The sequence below is a fragment of the Herbaspirillum sp. Her2 genome, from assembly GCF_057961375.1.
Map to the genome: position 1 here is coordinate 2127592 of NZ_CM176331.1, position 14353 is coordinate 2141944.

The following is a 14353-nucleotide window of genomic DNA, read 5'->3' on the forward strand; positions in this document are numbered from 1 at the left end:
ACCGCATTTACCGACAGGCCACCATCATGAACACTTCCCTGCCGCTGTTGAACGTGATCACCGGCTCCCAGGCCGCCACGGGTTCGCGCTCGGGCAATCCTGCCGACAGCTTCTCGGCCGATGTGCCTTTCAACCAGGTCCTCAACAGCCAGGTCAGCACGCGCGTACAGGACAACCAGGCGCAGGCGCGCCAGGCCCAGCAGAATGCCGACACCCAGGCGGCCAATGCCCAGGCTGCCGCCAAGCAGGCCGCTGCCAATCAGCAATCCCAGACTGCCGCCAACAATGCCAGCAAGAGCGCCGCCAACGATGGCAGCGACCAGAGCAGCCAGGTCAGCGACAAGGATGAAGACGAGGACAGCAGCGACACCGCCACCCAGGCCTCGGCTGAATTGCTGGCTCTGGTCGCCAACATCGCCCAGAACGCCGTCAAGCCGGCCGCCGATGGCAAGGCCAAGGGTGACGGCAGCGCAGCCGACCTGCTGGCCCAGGGCAAGCGCGGCAGCGGCAAGCTGTCCCTGAGCGACCAGCAGCAAGCCCTGGCGGACGACAAGCAAGGCAAGGTCGACCCGGCCGCCCTGCAGGATGCCCTGGCCGCCGCCAAGGGCAAGCAGGATGCCGCCGCCAGCGAACTGGCCCGCAAGAGCAATGCCGAGGCCAACCCGGCTCCGCAGGCGAGCAATACGAAGGACGCCAAGCCCGCCATCGACCTGGGTGCTGCCGCCAAGGCCGAACCCAAGGACGATGCCAGCGCCCTCACCGCCCGCGCCCAACTGAACAAGGCCACGCCCGAGCTCGCCGCTCCGGCCGCCAAGCAGGATGCTGCCTCGGCCGCGCCGACCCCGGTGGTGCTGCCAGCCATGCAGCAAGCCGCTGTCGCCAGCCAGCCGCAGGCCGTGTTCACCCCGGCCTACAGCGACAAGATCCAGTCCAACGTCGGCAGTGCCGGCTGGAATCAGGCCCTGGGCACCAAGATCACCTGGATGGCCACGGCGGGCATGCAAAGCGCCTCGCTAAGCCTGAATCCGCCCGACCTCGGCCCGATGCAGGTGGTGCTGAACGTGCACAACCAGCAAGCCGACGCTACCTTCATCACCGCCCAGCCCGAAGTGAAGCAGGCGCTGGAAGCGGCCATGCCCAAGCTGCGTGAAATGATGGACCAGGCCGGCATCCAGCTCGGACAGGCCAATGTCCAGACCGGCATGCCCAATCAGCAGCAAGGTGCCGACAACGGTCAGCAGCAGGCGCGCAGTGGTTCTTCCGGCAGCTTCGGCAAGGAGCAGGAGGCCGATGTGGCCGTCAACGGCACGGCCACCGCGACGGCGACCACCAGCGGACTCGGCCTGGTCGACACCTTCGCATAAGCGGCGGGCCCCGGAAACCTTAAAAATCAAGCAATTTTCGTCTGTGCAAGACTCAACAATGTGATTTGCCTGCCGATAAGCAGATAACGTCACATACCGCGCTGACGAACTGAAAGGAACAGTAGATGGCAACAAAAGGAAAAGCCCCGGCCAAGGGAGCTGAAGCAGATGCAGCACCGGCAAAATCCAGCAAGAAGATGCTGTTCATCATCGTGGGCGCAGTGCTGGTGCTGGTCATCGGCGGTGCTGCAGCGTTCTTCATGATGGGTGGCAAGGGCAAGAAGGGTGATGATCACGCTGAAGAGAAGGTTGAAGCCAAGGCACCGACCTTCGTGGTGATCGAACCCTTCGTGGTGAACCTGCAGCAGGAAACCGGCGACCAGTACCTGCAAGTGGCAATGACCCTGCAAGTGCCGGACGGCCAGACCGCTGAAGCCCTCAAACTGTACATGCCGCAAGTACGCAGCCGCCTGCTGATGGTGCTGTCCAGCAAGAAGGCCTCGGAGCTGCTCACCAGCGAAGGCAAGCGCCGCCTGACCGACGAGATCATCGACCAACTGGGCGAACCGTTCTCGGGCAAGGGCAAGGGACCGCAGATCACCGACGTGTTCTACACCTCGTTCGTGATCCAACAGCAGTAACACCGTATCGAAGTCAGAGATCGTCGACCATGGCCGAGCATTTTCTATCACAGGAAGAAGTCGATGCCCTTTTGAAGGGCGTGACGGGAGATGAAGACGAAGAAAAAATCGTCGAAGAAGCTCCTGGTACGGTACGTACCTACAACCTGGCCACGCAGGAACGCATCGTGCGCGGGCGCATGCCCACGCTGGAAATCATCAACGAGCGTTTCGCGCGTCTGTTCCGCATCGGCTTGTTCAACTTCATTCACCGTACCGCCGAAATCTCGGTCGGTCCGGTGAAGGTGTCCAAGTACAGTGAATTCATCCGCAACCTGGTGGTGCCAACCAACCTGAACCTGGTGCACATCAAGCCCTTCCGTGGCATCGGGCTGGTGGTGTTCGACCCGCAGTTCGTGTTCATGCTGGTGGACAACATGTTCGGCGGCGATGGCCGCTTCCACACCCGCATCGAAGGCCGCGAATTCACGCCCACCGAGCAGCGCATCATCATGCGCGTGCTGGAGATCACCTTCGAGACCTACGCCAAGTCGTGGGAACCGATCTATCCGATCGAATTCGAGTTCATTCGCTCGGAAATGAATACGCAGTTCGCCAACATCGCCACGCCCAACGAAGTGGTGGTCTCGACCACCTTCACCGTCGAGCTGGGACCGGTGTCGGGCGAGATTCACATCTGCACGCCCTATTCGATGATCGAACCGGTGCGTGACCGCCTCACCAGCAGCATGCAAGGCGAGGCGCTGGAAGTGGACAAGCGCTGGATCCGCCTGATGAAGCAGCAGATCCAGACGGCCGAGGTCGAACTGATCGTCAATTTCGGCACCGCCCGTGTCAATTTCACCGATCTGCTGCACATGCAGGTCGGCGACGTCATTCCGCTGCAGACCAATACGACCGTCGAGGCACAGGTTGACGGCGTACCGGTGATGGAATGCAGCTACGGCCAGTCCAATGGCCAATACGCCTTGCGCGTTGAAAAACTGCTGTCCATCACCCATCAAGAAACACCGGAAAGCTTTCAAGGAGATTAGTAATGGCTGATGAGAACGTAGCAGGCGCAGGCGCAGCGGAAGACGATCCGTGGGGCGCGGCCATGGCCGAGCAAACCGAGGCTGAAGAGGCGCAGAAAAAAGGCGAGATGGAAGACGAGAAAGGCATCACCGCAGCCCCTGCGATGGCCACCGTCTTCAAGGACCTGAGCGCCGCCGATATCAAGACCAACACTCCCAACGATATCGACTTCATCCTCGACATCCCGGTGCAGCTGACCGTGGAACTGGGCCGCACCAAGATCGCCATCAAGAACCTGCTGCAACTGGCGCAAGGCTCGGTGGTGGAACTGGACGGCATGGCCGGTGAACCGATGGACGTGCTGGTCAACGGCTGCCTGATCGCCCAAGGCGAAGTGGTGGTGGTCAATGACAAGTTCGGTATCCGCCTGACCGACATCATCACGCCGGCAGAACGCATCCGCAAGCTCAACCGCTGAGCGGGATGGCTTGAGTTTGATGACACGTTTTTACGCAGCATCGATGTGGCAGGGCCTGCGCCGGATCCGTCCGGCGCCGATGTCGGCCCTGGTCTTCCTGGGGGGCAGCCTGGTGGCTGCCGCCCACGCCTGGGCCGACAATGCCCCCGCCGGCAGCGCCACTGCCGCTGCGGCGGCACCTGCAACAGCGCCGGCCGCTCCGGCTGCAGCCGCGCCAGTGGCTGTCGGCGCTTCCCTTCCCTCTTCCTCCGGCAGTGTGTTCACCATGCTCTTCGGACTGGTGGCGGTGCTGGCCGTCATGGCTGCCGTCGCCTGGCTGTTCAAGCGCATGGGCCTGGCCAACAGCCTGGGCGGCAATGCCGTGGCCAAGGTGGTCGGGGGCGTGTCGGTCGGCACGCGCGAACGGGTGATGGTGGTCGAAGTGGGCGACCAGTGGATCGTGGTCGGCGTCGCTCCCGGGCGGGTCAATGCCCTGGCCACCCTGCCGCGCCAGGAAGGCGTCGCCGCCCAACCCGCCAGCGCCGGACCGGCCTTCGCCAGCTGGCTCAAGCACACCATGGACAAACGAAATGGCGGTGCCGGCAACGGCGACCGTCCGGGTAATGATGGCAGCACATCCTAAGCCGCAAGGCCTTCTCTCTTTCCTGCTCCGCCGGAGCGGCGCGCTGCTGCGCAGCCGCTACTGGTGGATGGCGCTGCTGTGCCTGCCGCTGGCCGCTTCGGCCCAGCAAGGCCTGCCCGCGCTCAACAGCATGCCCGCCCCGGGCGGCGGTACGAATTATTCGCTGCCGATCCAGACCATGCTGTTCCTCACCTCGCTGTCGTTCATACCGGCGGCGTTGCTGATGATGACCTGTTTCACCCGCATCGTGATCGTGCTGTCGCTGCTGCGCCAGGCGCTGGGCACGCAGTCCACGCCGCCCACTCAGGTGCTGGTCGGCCTGTCGCTGTTTTTGACCTTCTTCGTCATGAGTCCGGTGTTCGACCGCATCTATACCGAGGCCTATCAGCCCTTCGCGGAAAACAAGATCCAGATGATGGAAGCCCTGGACAAGGGAGCCGCGCCGCTCAAGGAATTCATGCTCAAGCAGACCCGCCAGTCCGACCTGGCGCTGTATGTGAAGCTGTCGCGCGGTCCGGCCCTGCAAGGTCCGGAGGATGTGCCGCTGCGCCTGCTGGTCCCGGCCTTCGTCACCAGTGAACTGAAGACTTCTTTCCAGATCGGCTTCGCCATCTTCATCCCCTTCCTGATCATCGACATGGTGGTGGCCAGTATCCTGATGTCGATGGGCATGATGATGATGTCTCCGGCCATCGTCTCGCTGCCCTTCAAGCTGATGCTGTTCGTGCTGGTGGATGGCTGGCAGCTGCTGATCGGCTCCCTGGCCCAGAGTTTCTACTAGCCCAAGGCAAGGATACGTATGACACCCGAAAGCGTCATGACCATGGGCCGCCAGGCCATGGAAGTCACTCTCCTGATCGCCGCCCCGATGCTGATCACGGCCCTGCTCATCGGGCTGCTGGTGAGCATCTTCCAGGCCGCGACCCAGATCAACGAACAGACCCTGGCCTTCATTCCCAAGCTGGTGGGCGTGTTCCTGGCACTGATCATCGCCGGCCCGTGGATGCTGACCATCATCCTCGACTACATGCACACCATGTTCAGCGGGATTCCCGCCATGGTCCAGTAAGCCGGTCCGCCGGGCAGGCCCGGCGGCTCCTGATCCATGCTCACCTTCACCAGCCAGCAACTCTACGCCTGGGTCGCCATGTTCATCTGGCCGACCACGCGCATCCTCGGGCTGCTGTCCATCGCCCCGCCCTTCGGCAGCGCCAGCGTGCCCATGCTGGTCAAGATCCTGCTGGGCATCGTCATCGGCGCGGTGCTGGCACCGGATGTGCCGATTCCGCCGGCCATCGATCCGATGTCGATGACCGGGCTGCTGATCCTGCTGCAGCAATTGCTGATCGGCCTGTCCATGGGCTTTGCCATGCGCGTGGTGTTCGCCGCCGTGGAAGCGGCGGGCGAACTGACCAGCTCGACCATGGGCCTGTCCTTCGCGGCCTTCTTCGATCCCCAGACACAGGGCCGTACGGCCGTCATCAGCCAGGTGTTCTCGCTGCTGGCCACCATGGTGTTCATCAACCTGAACGGCCACCTGCTGCTGTTGCAGGTGATGGCAGAGAGCTTCCACACCCTGCCCATCACGGGCGTGCCGATCACCACCGAGGGCTTCCATCAGCTCGGCCTGTGGGGGGCCAAGGTCTTCAGCATGGGACTGCAATTGTCGCTGCCGCTGCTGATCGCACTGCTCATCACCAACTTCGCCCTGGGCATCCTCACCCGCGCCGCGCCGCAGCTCAATCTCTTCGGGATCGGTTTTTCGATTACCATGCTGGCGGGATTCATCCTGATCGCCTTCGCCCTGCCCTATATGCTCACCCCGCTGCAGCGCTTCCTGTCCGATGGCGTCGAGATGGTCCGCCTGCTGGGCAGCGTGCCGCCGGTCAATGCGCTGCCCAAACCGTAAGCGGCAAGCTTTGCTTGCACAACATTTACGTCTGCTGACACACGCACGGCAGCGACGGCCTCACAATGACGCCTTTGCCTGCGGCACCGCTGTGCATCCGGCCGCCCCTGTGGCCGCCCCTCATTTTCTCGCATGAATATCGCCTACTTCCGCCGCCCCAAGATCCTGCTCCTGAGTCTCGCCGTCCTGCTGGCAGGGGGCTACCTCGTGCATCGCGCACTCACGCCGCCAGCGCCGCCCAGCTACCTGACCGCCACCGCGTCCGTAGCCGATATCCAGGACGTGGTCCTGGCCAGCGGCACCGTCAAGGCCTACAAGCAGGTCAGCGTGGGCGCGCAGGTGTCGGGCCAGATCAAATCGCTCAAGGTGGCGCTGGGCGAGCGCGTCAAGAAGGGCCAACTGGTGGCCGAGATCGATTCCCTGACCCAGGCCAATGCCCTGGCCAGCGCCGAATATTCGCTGCAGAACCTGCAGGCCCAGCTGCGCGCCAAGGAAGCCACGCTGAAACAGGCGCAACTGGCCTATGCGCGCCAGCAGATGATGCTGGCCGGCGACGCCAGCTCGCGCGAGAACTTCGAGACGGCCGAAGCCACCCTCAACTCCACCCGTGCCGACATCGCCGCCCTGCAGGCGCAGATCAAGGACGGTGCCATCAAGGTTGACACCGCCCGCCTGAACCTGGGCTACACCCGCATCACCGCTCCCATCGATGGCGAAGTGGTCGCCATCGTGGCTCAGGAAGGCCAGACCGTGAACGCCAACCAGTCCACCCCGACCATCATCAAGGTGGCACGCATGGATACGGTCACCGTCAAGGCGCAGATCTCGGAAGCCGACGTGGTACGCGTCAAGCCCGGCCTGCCGGTGTACTTCACCATCCTCGGCGACCCCGAGCATCGCTACCGCACCACCCTGCGCGCCATCGAACCGGCACCGGACTCGATCCTGCAGGATGACACCACCACCAGCACCACCAGCACTACCACCAGCAGTTCCAGCTCGACGGCGATCTACTACAACGGCCTGCTGGACCTGCCCAATCCCGATGGCAAGCTGCGCATCTCGATGACCACCCAGGTCAACATCGTGCTCTCCGAGGCCAAGGACGCGCTGGTGGTGCCCTCCACGGCGCTGGGTGCGAAGGATGCCCAGGGCCGCTACACCGTGCGCGTACTGGATGCGCAAGGCCAGGCCCAGGAGCGCCAGGTGCGCACCGGCATCAATACCAATGCCCAGGTGCAGATCATCGAAGGACTGAAGGCCGGCGAGCGCGTCGTCACCGGCACCGCCGTTCCGGGCACGGCGGACAGCAGCAGCGAACATCGCGGTCCGCCGCCGCGCATGTAAGGTGGCCATGACGACGCCATTGCTGCAACTGCGCGCACTGCGCCGCGACTTCCCGGCCGGGGATGACAGCATCACCGTGCTCAACGACGTCAACCTCGACATCGCCGCCGGCGAAATGGTCGCCATCGTCGGGGCCTCCGGTTCGGGCAAGTCGACGCTGATGAACATCCTTGGCTGCCTCGACAAGCCCAGCGCCGGCAGCTACCTGGTCGCCGGACGCGAGACCGGCAAGCTGGCCCCGGACGAACTGGCACAGCTGCGGCGCGAGCATTTCGGTTTCATCTTCCAGCGCTATCACCTGCTGTCGGACCTGGACGCCACCGCCAACGTGGAAGTGCCCGCCGTCTATGCCGGCCAGGAACCGGCGCAGCGTCGCCAGCGCGCCGCCCAGTTGCTGGCGCGCCTCGGTCTGGCCGACCGTGGCCACCACAAGCCCGGCCAGCTCTCGGGCGGGCAGCAGCAGCGTGTCTCGATTGCGCGCGCGCTGATGAACGGCGGCGACGTGATCCTGGCCGACGAACCCACCGGCGCGCTGGACAGCCACAGCGGCCACGAGGTGATGAACATCCTCAAGGAATTGCACGCCGAAGGCCACACCATCATCATCGTCACCCACGACATGCAGGTGGCCAGCAATGCCCAGCGCATCATCGAGATCAAGGATGGCCTGATCATCGCGGATCGCCGCAACAACGCTCCCGAAGCGGCAGCGGTGAGCGGCATCATCAAGCAGGAGCGCCAGCAACACCGGCAAGCCAGCGCCTGGCGCGCCGCGCTGGACCGCTTCAAGGAAGCGCTGCGCATGTCGCTGCTGGCGATGAACGCACATCGCCTGCGCAGCTTCCTGACCATGCTGGGGATCATCATCGGCATTGCCTCGGTGGTCTCGGTGGTCGCCCTGGGCAGTGGCTCGCGCGAACAGATCCTGTCCGACATCAGCTCCATGGGCACCAATACCATCGACATCTTCCCCGGCACTGATTTCGGCGACATGAAGTCCGCCGCCATCCGCACCCTCACGCCAGCCGATGCCGCCGCCCTGGCTGAACAGAATTACGTGGACAGCGTCACGCCCAGCGTGTCCACAGCCTCCTCGGCGCGCTACGGCAACATCTCGGTCACGGCCACCATCAATGGCGTAGGTGAACAGTATTTCCGCGTGCGCGGACTGAAGATGGCACAGGGCATGAGCTTCGACAACGACAGCATCCGCCGCCAGGCGCAGGAAGTGGTGATCGATGCCAATACCTACAAGAAGCTCTTTCCCAACGGCGGCAATGCGCTGGGTGAAGTGATCTTCCTCGGCAGCGTGCCGTGCCGGGTGATCGGCGTGACGCAGAAGCGCGAGAACGGTTTCGGCAACAACAGCTCGCTCAATGTCTGGGTGCCCTATACCACCGCCATGACGCGCGTGATCGGCCAGCGCTACCTGAGCGGCATCACGGTGCGGGTCAGCGACAAGGTCCCCGGCGCGGCAGCGGAGCAAGGCATCACCCAGCTGATGACGCTGCGCCATCGCACCAAGGACTTCTACATCTTCAACACCGACAGCATCCGCCAGACCATCGAAAAGGCCACGGCCACGCTGACCCTGCTGGTGTCGATGATTGCGCTGATCTCGCTGGTGGTCGGGGGCATCGGCGTGATGAACATCATGCTGGTCTCGGTCACCGAGCGTACCCGCGAGATCGGGGTGCGCATGGCCGTAGGCGCGCGCCAGGGCGACATCATGCAGCAGTTCCTGATCGAAGCGGTACTGGTCTGCCTGGCCGGTGGCCTGCTGGGCGTGCTGCTGGCGCTGTCCTTCGGGGCGGTGTTTGCGCACTTCGTCAGCAGCTTCCACCTGATCTATTCCACTGCCTCCATCGTCAGTGCCTTCGCCTGCTCTACCCTGATCGGCGTGGTGTTCGGCTTCCTGCCGGCGCGCAATGCTGCGCGCCTCAATCCGGTGGATGCCCTCGCCCGCGAATGAAATTGCCCGTCATGTCCAAGTTCCTGTCCTTCCCTCCTCCTTCCCGCCTCGCGCTGCTGTTGGCGCTGGCCCTGCTGGGCGGCTGCAGTTCGCTGGTGCGCACGCCCTACACCGCACCAGTGACCCAGACCCCGCCCGCCTGGCAACAGCGCGACCCGGCCGCTGCCGTCAACGCCAGCCGCTGGTGGCAAGGCTTCGGCGATGAGACCCTCAGCGCCCTGATCGATGAGGCCCTGCGCAAGAACAACAACCTGGCGCTGGCAACCATCAAGGTCCGGCGCGCCCAGTTGCAGGCCGGGATCGCCAATGATGCCTTCGTCCCGGCGCTCAGCGGACAAGTGGGCAGCACCGCCAGCAAGGCGCTCGATGGCAATCGCCAGACCGCCCGCAGCAGCCAGAACTCGCTGAGCCTGTCCTATGAAGTCGACCTGTGGGGCCGCTTGGGGGCCAACTACGACGTGGCCCGCTGGGAAGCCCTGGCCACCGAGCAAGACCGCGCGGCCACGGCGCTCTCGCTGGTCGGCACCACCGCCAACCTGTACTGGACCGGTGCCTACCTGAACCAGCGGCTGCGCACTGCCGAGCAGAGCATCGCCTATGCGCAGAAGACCCTGGACCTGATCAATACCCAGTATCGCGCAGGGGCGGTGTCGTCAGTGGATGTGCTGACCGCACAGCAGAACCTGCTGAGCCAGCAAGCCAGCTATACCGAACTGGTGCAGCAGCAGGTGGAAAATGACAATGCCCTGGCCATCCTGTTCGACAGTCCACCCGGCCAGCGCCGCAGCCTGCCACCGGCGCTGCCGGAGCAGCCCCTGCCGGTGCTGGAGGCGGGACTGCCGGCCGAGCTGCTGGCGCGGCGTCCGGATCTGCGGGCGGCCGAGTTGCGATTGCGCGAGTCGCTGGCCAACGTCGACCTGACGCGCGCCAGCTTCTATCCGAAGCTGAGCCTCACCGGGTCGCTGGGGACCAGCAGCGACGCCTTGCTGCGCCTGGTGCAGAATCCGGTGGCCTCGCTGGCGGCGCAGTTGAGCCTGCCGTTTTTGCAGCAGACCCAGATGAAGCTGCAGATCAAGGTCTCGCAGGCCGACTATGAGAGCGCCGTCACCCAGTTCCGCCAGACTCTGTACGCCGCCTTCAGCGACGTCGAGAACGCCCTTTCGGCGCGCACGCAATATGCCCGGCAGCAGGCGCTGCTGGCGCGCAACGTCGAGGTGGCACGGGCAGCCGAACAGCTCTACGAACTGCGTTACCGGGCCGGCTCGGTGACCTTGCAATCCTGGCTGGATCAGCAGGACAAACGCCGCAGTGCCGAGAATACGCTGGCGCAGGTCCGCCTGAACCAGCTGAAAAACCAGATGACGCTGTACCAGGCCCTGGGCGGCGATGCCCGTGCGACTCCGCCGCAATGAGCGGCGGCGGTTTGTGTCCGCAGCAAATGAAAAGGCGAACCCGCGGGTTCGCCTTTTTTGCATTTTCCTTCACGGCGATCGGCCTGGAACGCCGTCGCTGTGAAAGTTAATTCATTATTTCAGGTAATTCAGCAAAGTCAGGCCACTGGTGGTGACGAACACCTTCTGCGCCGCCGACAGATAGGTCTGCTTGAGCGTCAGGTCGCTGATCAGCTCGCTGGTATCGGACAGGTTGCGGCCCAGCAGGTTGTTGATGGTCTGGGTATAGTTTTCCTTGTTGACTTCACCGGCGGCGTCGAGGTTGTCCAGCTCGTTCTGGCGCGCGCCGATGGATGCCTTGACGGTGGACACGCTGCTGGAGATCGAGTCGATCTGGGTATTGAACTGCGCCAGGTTGCGTGCCAGTGCCGCCTGGCTGCCGACCACCGGGGTACGTGCCGCATTGGCCGCATCCGACTGCAGCTTGAGCGCGGCGGTCGAGGTGAACTGCGCCTGGTAGCCCGGATCGTCCGGCTTCATGGCATCCAGGGTAGCCTGGGCCGCCTTGTAGGCGGCGATCGGGGTCTGGCCGCTGCCGGCGGGATAGACGTAGTTGTTGGCGGCCGTGTCATCGGCCTTGTTGGCGGCTTCGGTCACCGGCACCGACAAGACGTTGATCAGGTTGGTCATGGTCTTGAAGATGTCCTGGCCATTGCCCTGGAACACCGTCTGGCCCGAGGCGCTGATATCCATCTGGCGGGTCGAGTCCACCTGCAGCGTCATGGCACCCTGGTCGCCGTTGTAGACCACGCCGCCGGTACCGTCCAGCGTGAAGGGTTGCGTCGTGCTCTTGAAGCCGGCAAAGATGTAGTTGCCCTGTCCGTCCTGGGCATTGGCATAGCCCAGCACTTCGTTGAGGTTGCCCTTGATCTCGGACGCCATGTTGATGCGCTCGGCGTTCGAATAGGAGGCATTGCCGGCCGTGATGACGTTGGACTTCAGCTTCGTCAGCATGTTGGTCAGGCTGTCCAGGGTCCCCTGCACGGTCGACAGCGCGCTGTTGGCGTTCTGGCGATTGGTCTTGTACTGGTCGTTGAGGGCCGAGGTCTGGGTCATGTCCAAGGCGCGGGCGGCGGCCACCGGGTCATCCGACGGCAGCAACACCTTCTGCTGCGCCGTCACCTGCTGCGTCAGCTTCAGGATCTGGCTCTGCATGCTGGTCAGGTCATTGTTGCTCGACTGATAGAGCATCTGGGTGCTAATACGCATGGTCGTCTTCCTTTAACTGATTAACCGCCCAGGGTGAGCAGGACATTGATCATGTCGCTGGCGGCCTGGATGATCTTGGCCGCGGCCTGGTACTGCTGCTGGTTCTTGATCATCTGCGCCAGTTCCTCGTCCTGGTTGACCCCGGACTCGGACTGCTGCTGGGCCTGGATCGCCGTCAGGCGCGTCTTCTCGGCCGTGTTGGTGACGTTGATCTCGTTAGTCTTGTTGCCGATGGTGGCCACCAGCTGCGAGTAGGAACCCTGGAAGCTGGTGCCATTGATGGTGTTGGCCGTCTGCAGGTTGGCCATGGCCAGCGCGTTGCGGTTGTCCGACGCGGCGCTGGTGTTGGCGGCAATGGTGAACTGGTCGCCATTGGACGGCTGGCCCGAAATCTTGAACTTGACGCCGCTGATCTCGTAGGTGTCGCCAGCGGTATAGGCCAGGCTGGTGGCACCGCCCGCGATGGCGGTGGTGGTGCCATCCTGGTGGGTGATGGTGCCGCCACCGGCAGGCACGGCCGGCGAAATGGTGAACGCCGGCGGCGTGGCCGCGGTGTTGTAGGTCAGCGTGGTCGGCTTGGTCAGTGGCGTGGTGGTGGTCAGGTAAGCCGCCGTGACCGAACCGGTGTCGATCGTCGCCGTGCCCTTGTTGGCCGCCACCGGCGCGAAGTTGAACTGGTCGCCGGCCGATGGTGTGCCTGTCAGCGAGTAAGTCACGCCACCGCTGCTGATGGTCATGCCCGGCGTGTAGTTGAATGCCGTGCCGGCTGCCACCGAACCGGTGGTGCCGTCCGGATTGGTATACGTCACCGCAGGTGCCGGCGTTGCTCCGGTCCAGGCCGCCGTCAACTGCACCTGGGTGCCGCTCAGCGAAGCCGTGAAGGCGACCGAGGAACCCTGCGTGAAGGTGGTCGGATCCAGCGAGGTGTTGGAGATGATCGCATTGCCGGTATTGGTGCCCGGCGTGCTGGCATTGACGTTGTTGGTGGCGTTGATCGCGGTGGTGATCGGCGCGGCCGTGGCCAGCAACTGGGTATTGTTGAGCGCCAGCGAGAAGGCCGCTGCGCCATTGGCGGTCGGCTGGATCTTGTAGGTGTTGCCGCTGGCCATGGTCGGCGCACCACCCGGGGTCGCACCGTTGGAGTAGGTCACGCCATCGAGCGTGACCGGGAAATCACCCGCGACCTTGACGGTCTTGGTGTTGTCCGACAGTCGAGTGAAGGTGTAGTTGGTGCCGTCATAGCTCAGCGTGTAGTCGCTGGTGCTCAGGGCCGAGGGATCGCTGATGGTCGACGTCAGGTCGGTGGTCCCGGTATTGCCGGGGAAACCGATCAGGTTGGGCGAGCTGACGTTGAACATGGCCGTGCCGGCATTGCCGTTCTGGTCCAGGCCCAGCTTCTGCTGCTGGTTGAAGGCCGTGCCCATGGCGATGGCAATGCGCCCCAAAGCGTTCTGGGTCGGATCCAGCGTTTCCGTGCGGTACTTGAGCAGACCGCCCAGGCTGCCGCCGTCATAGAAGAAGCTGTCGGGGATCGTGACCGTACCACCACCCGATGTGACCTGGCCAATCTGCAGACGCGAGACGTCGGTCGGCGAATTGGTCACCACCATCTGGGTGACCTGGTCGCCCGTCACCAGCGCCTGGCCGGTACCGATGAACACGCTCACCGCGCCGGTATCCTGCGGCACGGTGGTGATCTTGACGTACTTGTTCAGCTCGGACACCAGCTGGTCGCGCTGGTCCAGCAGATCGTTGGGCGGCTGGCCGCCACCGGTGCCGTTGGCATTGACGATCGCCTGGTTCAGCTTGGCGATCTGCTGGGCATAGGAATTGATGCTGGTCACCGTGGAGGTGATCTGGCTGTTGACGCTGGCGCTGCTCTGGGCCAGCTGGTCATTGATGCTGGAGACGCGCGCCACCAGCGTCGACGCCTGCGACAGCACCGACTGGCGCGAAGCCTGGGTATTCGGGTTGGAGGCCAGGTTCTGGACTGCCGCAAAGAAATCCTGCAGCGCGGGCGACAGGCCGGCCTTGGTGTCGGCCACCATGTTGTTGATCTGCGAGATCTGGGAGTAGTACGAATCCAGCGAACTGGCCGAACTCTGCGAGGCCAGCGCCTGCTTGGTCAGGAAGTCGTTGTAGATGCGCTTGATCTCGGTGACCTGGGTGCCCTGCCCGACAAAACCGTAACCGTAGTTGATGCCGCCGGCCGAGCTTTGCACGACTTCCTGACGGTTGTAGCCGGGAGTGGTGGCGTTGGAGATGTTGTGGCTGGTGGTGGCCTGCGCCGCCATGGCCGCCTGCAACGCGCTTTGCCCGATACTGAAGATGTTAGTTGCCATGCTA

13 protein-coding genes are annotated in these 14353 nt (G+C 63.8%); 11 read left to right on the forward strand and 2 right to left on the reverse strand.

Annotated features, from left to right (window positions below; translation table 11 throughout):
- The first annotated feature begins 26 nt into the window (after positions 1-26).
- From ACWHXP_RS09625 to ACWHXP_RS09675, 11 genes are all read left to right on the forward strand, one after another.
- Complete coding sequence (locus ACWHXP_RS09625; RefSeq protein WP_489633944.1) at positions 27-1364, forward strand: flagellar hook-length control protein FliK; 1338 nt, start codon at positions 27-29, stop codon at positions 1362-1364.
- A gap of 125 nt (positions 1365-1489) precedes the next feature.
- Positions 1490-2005, forward strand: coding sequence for a flagellar basal body-associated protein FliL (fliL, locus tag ACWHXP_RS09630; protein WP_121039749.1), 516 nt, complete (start codon positions 1490-1492; stop codon positions 2003-2005).
- Positions 2006-2034: 29 nt separating this feature from the next.
- Complete coding sequence (gene fliM / locus ACWHXP_RS09635; protein ID WP_017450944.1) at positions 2035-3039, forward strand: flagellar motor switch protein FliM; 1005 nt, start codon at positions 2035-2037, stop codon at positions 3037-3039.
- A gap of 2 nt (positions 3040-3041) precedes the next feature.
- A complete protein-coding gene (gene fliN, locus ACWHXP_RS09640; protein WP_121039746.1) occupies positions 3042-3497 on the forward strand; it encodes a flagellar motor switch protein FliN in 456 nt (151 codons plus the stop codon).
- A 19-nt stretch (positions 3498-3516) separates the two neighbouring features.
- Positions 3517-4119, forward strand: a complete 603-nt coding sequence (gene fliO, locus ACWHXP_RS09645) for a flagellar biosynthetic protein FliO (protein ID WP_489633943.1) — start codon at positions 3517-3519, stop codon at positions 4117-4119.
- Positions 4103-4900, forward strand: a complete 798-nt coding sequence (fliP, locus tag ACWHXP_RS09650) for a flagellar type III secretion system pore protein FliP (protein ID WP_371925453.1) — start codon at positions 4103-4105, stop codon at positions 4898-4900. Before fliO ends, fliP begins: the two co-directional genes overlap by 17 nt.
- A gap of 18 nt (positions 4901-4918) precedes the next feature.
- Positions 4919-5188 carry a flagellar biosynthesis protein FliQ gene (fliQ, locus tag ACWHXP_RS09655; RefSeq protein WP_034331685.1) on the forward strand — a complete coding sequence of 90 codons (270 nt, stop codon included), beginning with the start codon at positions 4919-4921 and terminating at the stop codon, positions 5186-5188.
- A gap of 36 nt (positions 5189-5224) precedes the next feature.
- Positions 5225-6028, forward strand: a complete 804-nt coding sequence (fliR, locus tag ACWHXP_RS09660; protein ID WP_489625359.1) for a flagellar biosynthetic protein FliR — start codon at positions 5225-5227, stop codon at positions 6026-6028.
- A gap of 132 nt (positions 6029-6160) precedes the next feature.
- Entirely contained in the window at positions 6161-7375 is a 1215-nt protein-coding gene (locus ACWHXP_RS09665) for an efflux RND transporter periplasmic adaptor subunit (protein ID WP_489625358.1), read from the forward strand.
- A gap of 7 nt (positions 7376-7382) precedes the next feature.
- Positions 7383-9347 (forward strand): MacB family efflux pump subunit, encoded by a 1965-nt coding sequence (locus ACWHXP_RS09670; RefSeq protein ID WP_489633942.1) that lies wholly within the window; start codon positions 7383-7385, stop codon positions 9345-9347.
- Between the two features lie 11 nt (positions 9348-9358).
- On the forward strand, positions 9359-10759 hold the full coding sequence (locus tag ACWHXP_RS09675) for an efflux transporter outer membrane subunit (RefSeq protein ID WP_489633941.1): 1401 nt from the start codon (positions 9359-9361) through the stop codon (positions 10757-10759).
- A gap of 114 nt (positions 10760-10873) precedes the next feature.
- On the opposite strand, the gene flgL is transcribed toward ACWHXP_RS09675, so the two are convergent.
- Positions 10874-12007 (reverse strand): flagellar hook-associated protein FlgL, encoded by a 1134-nt coding sequence (flgL, locus tag ACWHXP_RS09680; RefSeq protein WP_034331585.1) that lies wholly within the window; start codon positions 12005-12007, stop codon positions 10874-10876.
- Between the two features lie 20 nt (positions 12008-12027).
- Positions 12028-14349, reverse strand: a complete 2322-nt coding sequence (gene flgK / locus ACWHXP_RS09685; RefSeq protein ID WP_489625355.1) for a flagellar hook-associated protein FlgK — start codon at positions 14347-14349, stop codon at positions 12028-12030.
- Positions 14350-14353: the final 4 nt, after the last annotated feature.

What these genes read in the sequence shown, in the direction of transcription:
- ACWHXP_RS09625 (WP_489633944.1), top strand. Translation starts at nt 27, where the DNA reads ATGAACACTTCCCTGCCGCTGTTGAACGTGATCACCGGCTCCCAGGCC.
- fliL (WP_121039749.1), top strand. Translation starts at nt 1,490, where the DNA reads ATGGCAACAAAAGGAAAAGCCCCGGCCAAGGGAGCTGAAGCAGATGCA.
- fliM (WP_017450944.1), top strand. Translation starts at nt 2,035, where the DNA reads ATGGCCGAGCATTTTCTATCACAGGAAGAAGTCGATGCCCTTTTGAAG.
- fliN (WP_121039746.1), top strand. Translation starts at nt 3,042, where the DNA reads ATGGCTGATGAGAACGTAGCAGGCGCAGGCGCAGCGGAAGACGATCCG.
- fliO (WP_489633943.1), top strand. Translation starts at nt 3,517, where the DNA reads ATGACACGTTTTTACGCAGCATCGATGTGGCAGGGCCTGCGCCGGATC.
- fliP (WP_371925453.1), top strand. Translation starts at nt 4,103, where the DNA reads ATGGCAGCACATCCTAAGCCGCAAGGCCTTCTCTCTTTCCTGCTCCGC.
- fliQ (WP_034331685.1), top strand. Translation starts at nt 4,919, where the DNA reads ATGACACCCGAAAGCGTCATGACCATGGGCCGCCAGGCCATGGAAGTC.
- fliR (WP_489625359.1), top strand. Translation starts at nt 5,225, where the DNA reads ATGCTCACCTTCACCAGCCAGCAACTCTACGCCTGGGTCGCCATGTTC.
- ACWHXP_RS09665 (WP_489625358.1), top strand. Translation starts at nt 6,161, where the DNA reads ATGAATATCGCCTACTTCCGCCGCCCCAAGATCCTGCTCCTGAGTCTC.
- ACWHXP_RS09670 (WP_489633942.1), top strand. Translation starts at nt 7,383, where the DNA reads ATGACGACGCCATTGCTGCAACTGCGCGCACTGCGCCGCGACTTCCCG.
- ACWHXP_RS09675 (WP_489633941.1), top strand. Translation starts at nt 9,359, where the DNA reads ATGTCCAAGTTCCTGTCCTTCCCTCCTCCTTCCCGCCTCGCGCTGCTG.
- flgL (WP_034331585.1), bottom strand. Translation starts at nt 12,007, where the DNA reads ATGCGTATTAGCACCCAGATGCTCTATCAGTCGAGCAACAATGACCTG.
- flgK (WP_489625355.1), bottom strand. Translation starts at nt 14,349, where the DNA reads ATGGCAACTAACATCTTCAGTATCGGGCAAAGCGCGTTGCAGGCGGCC.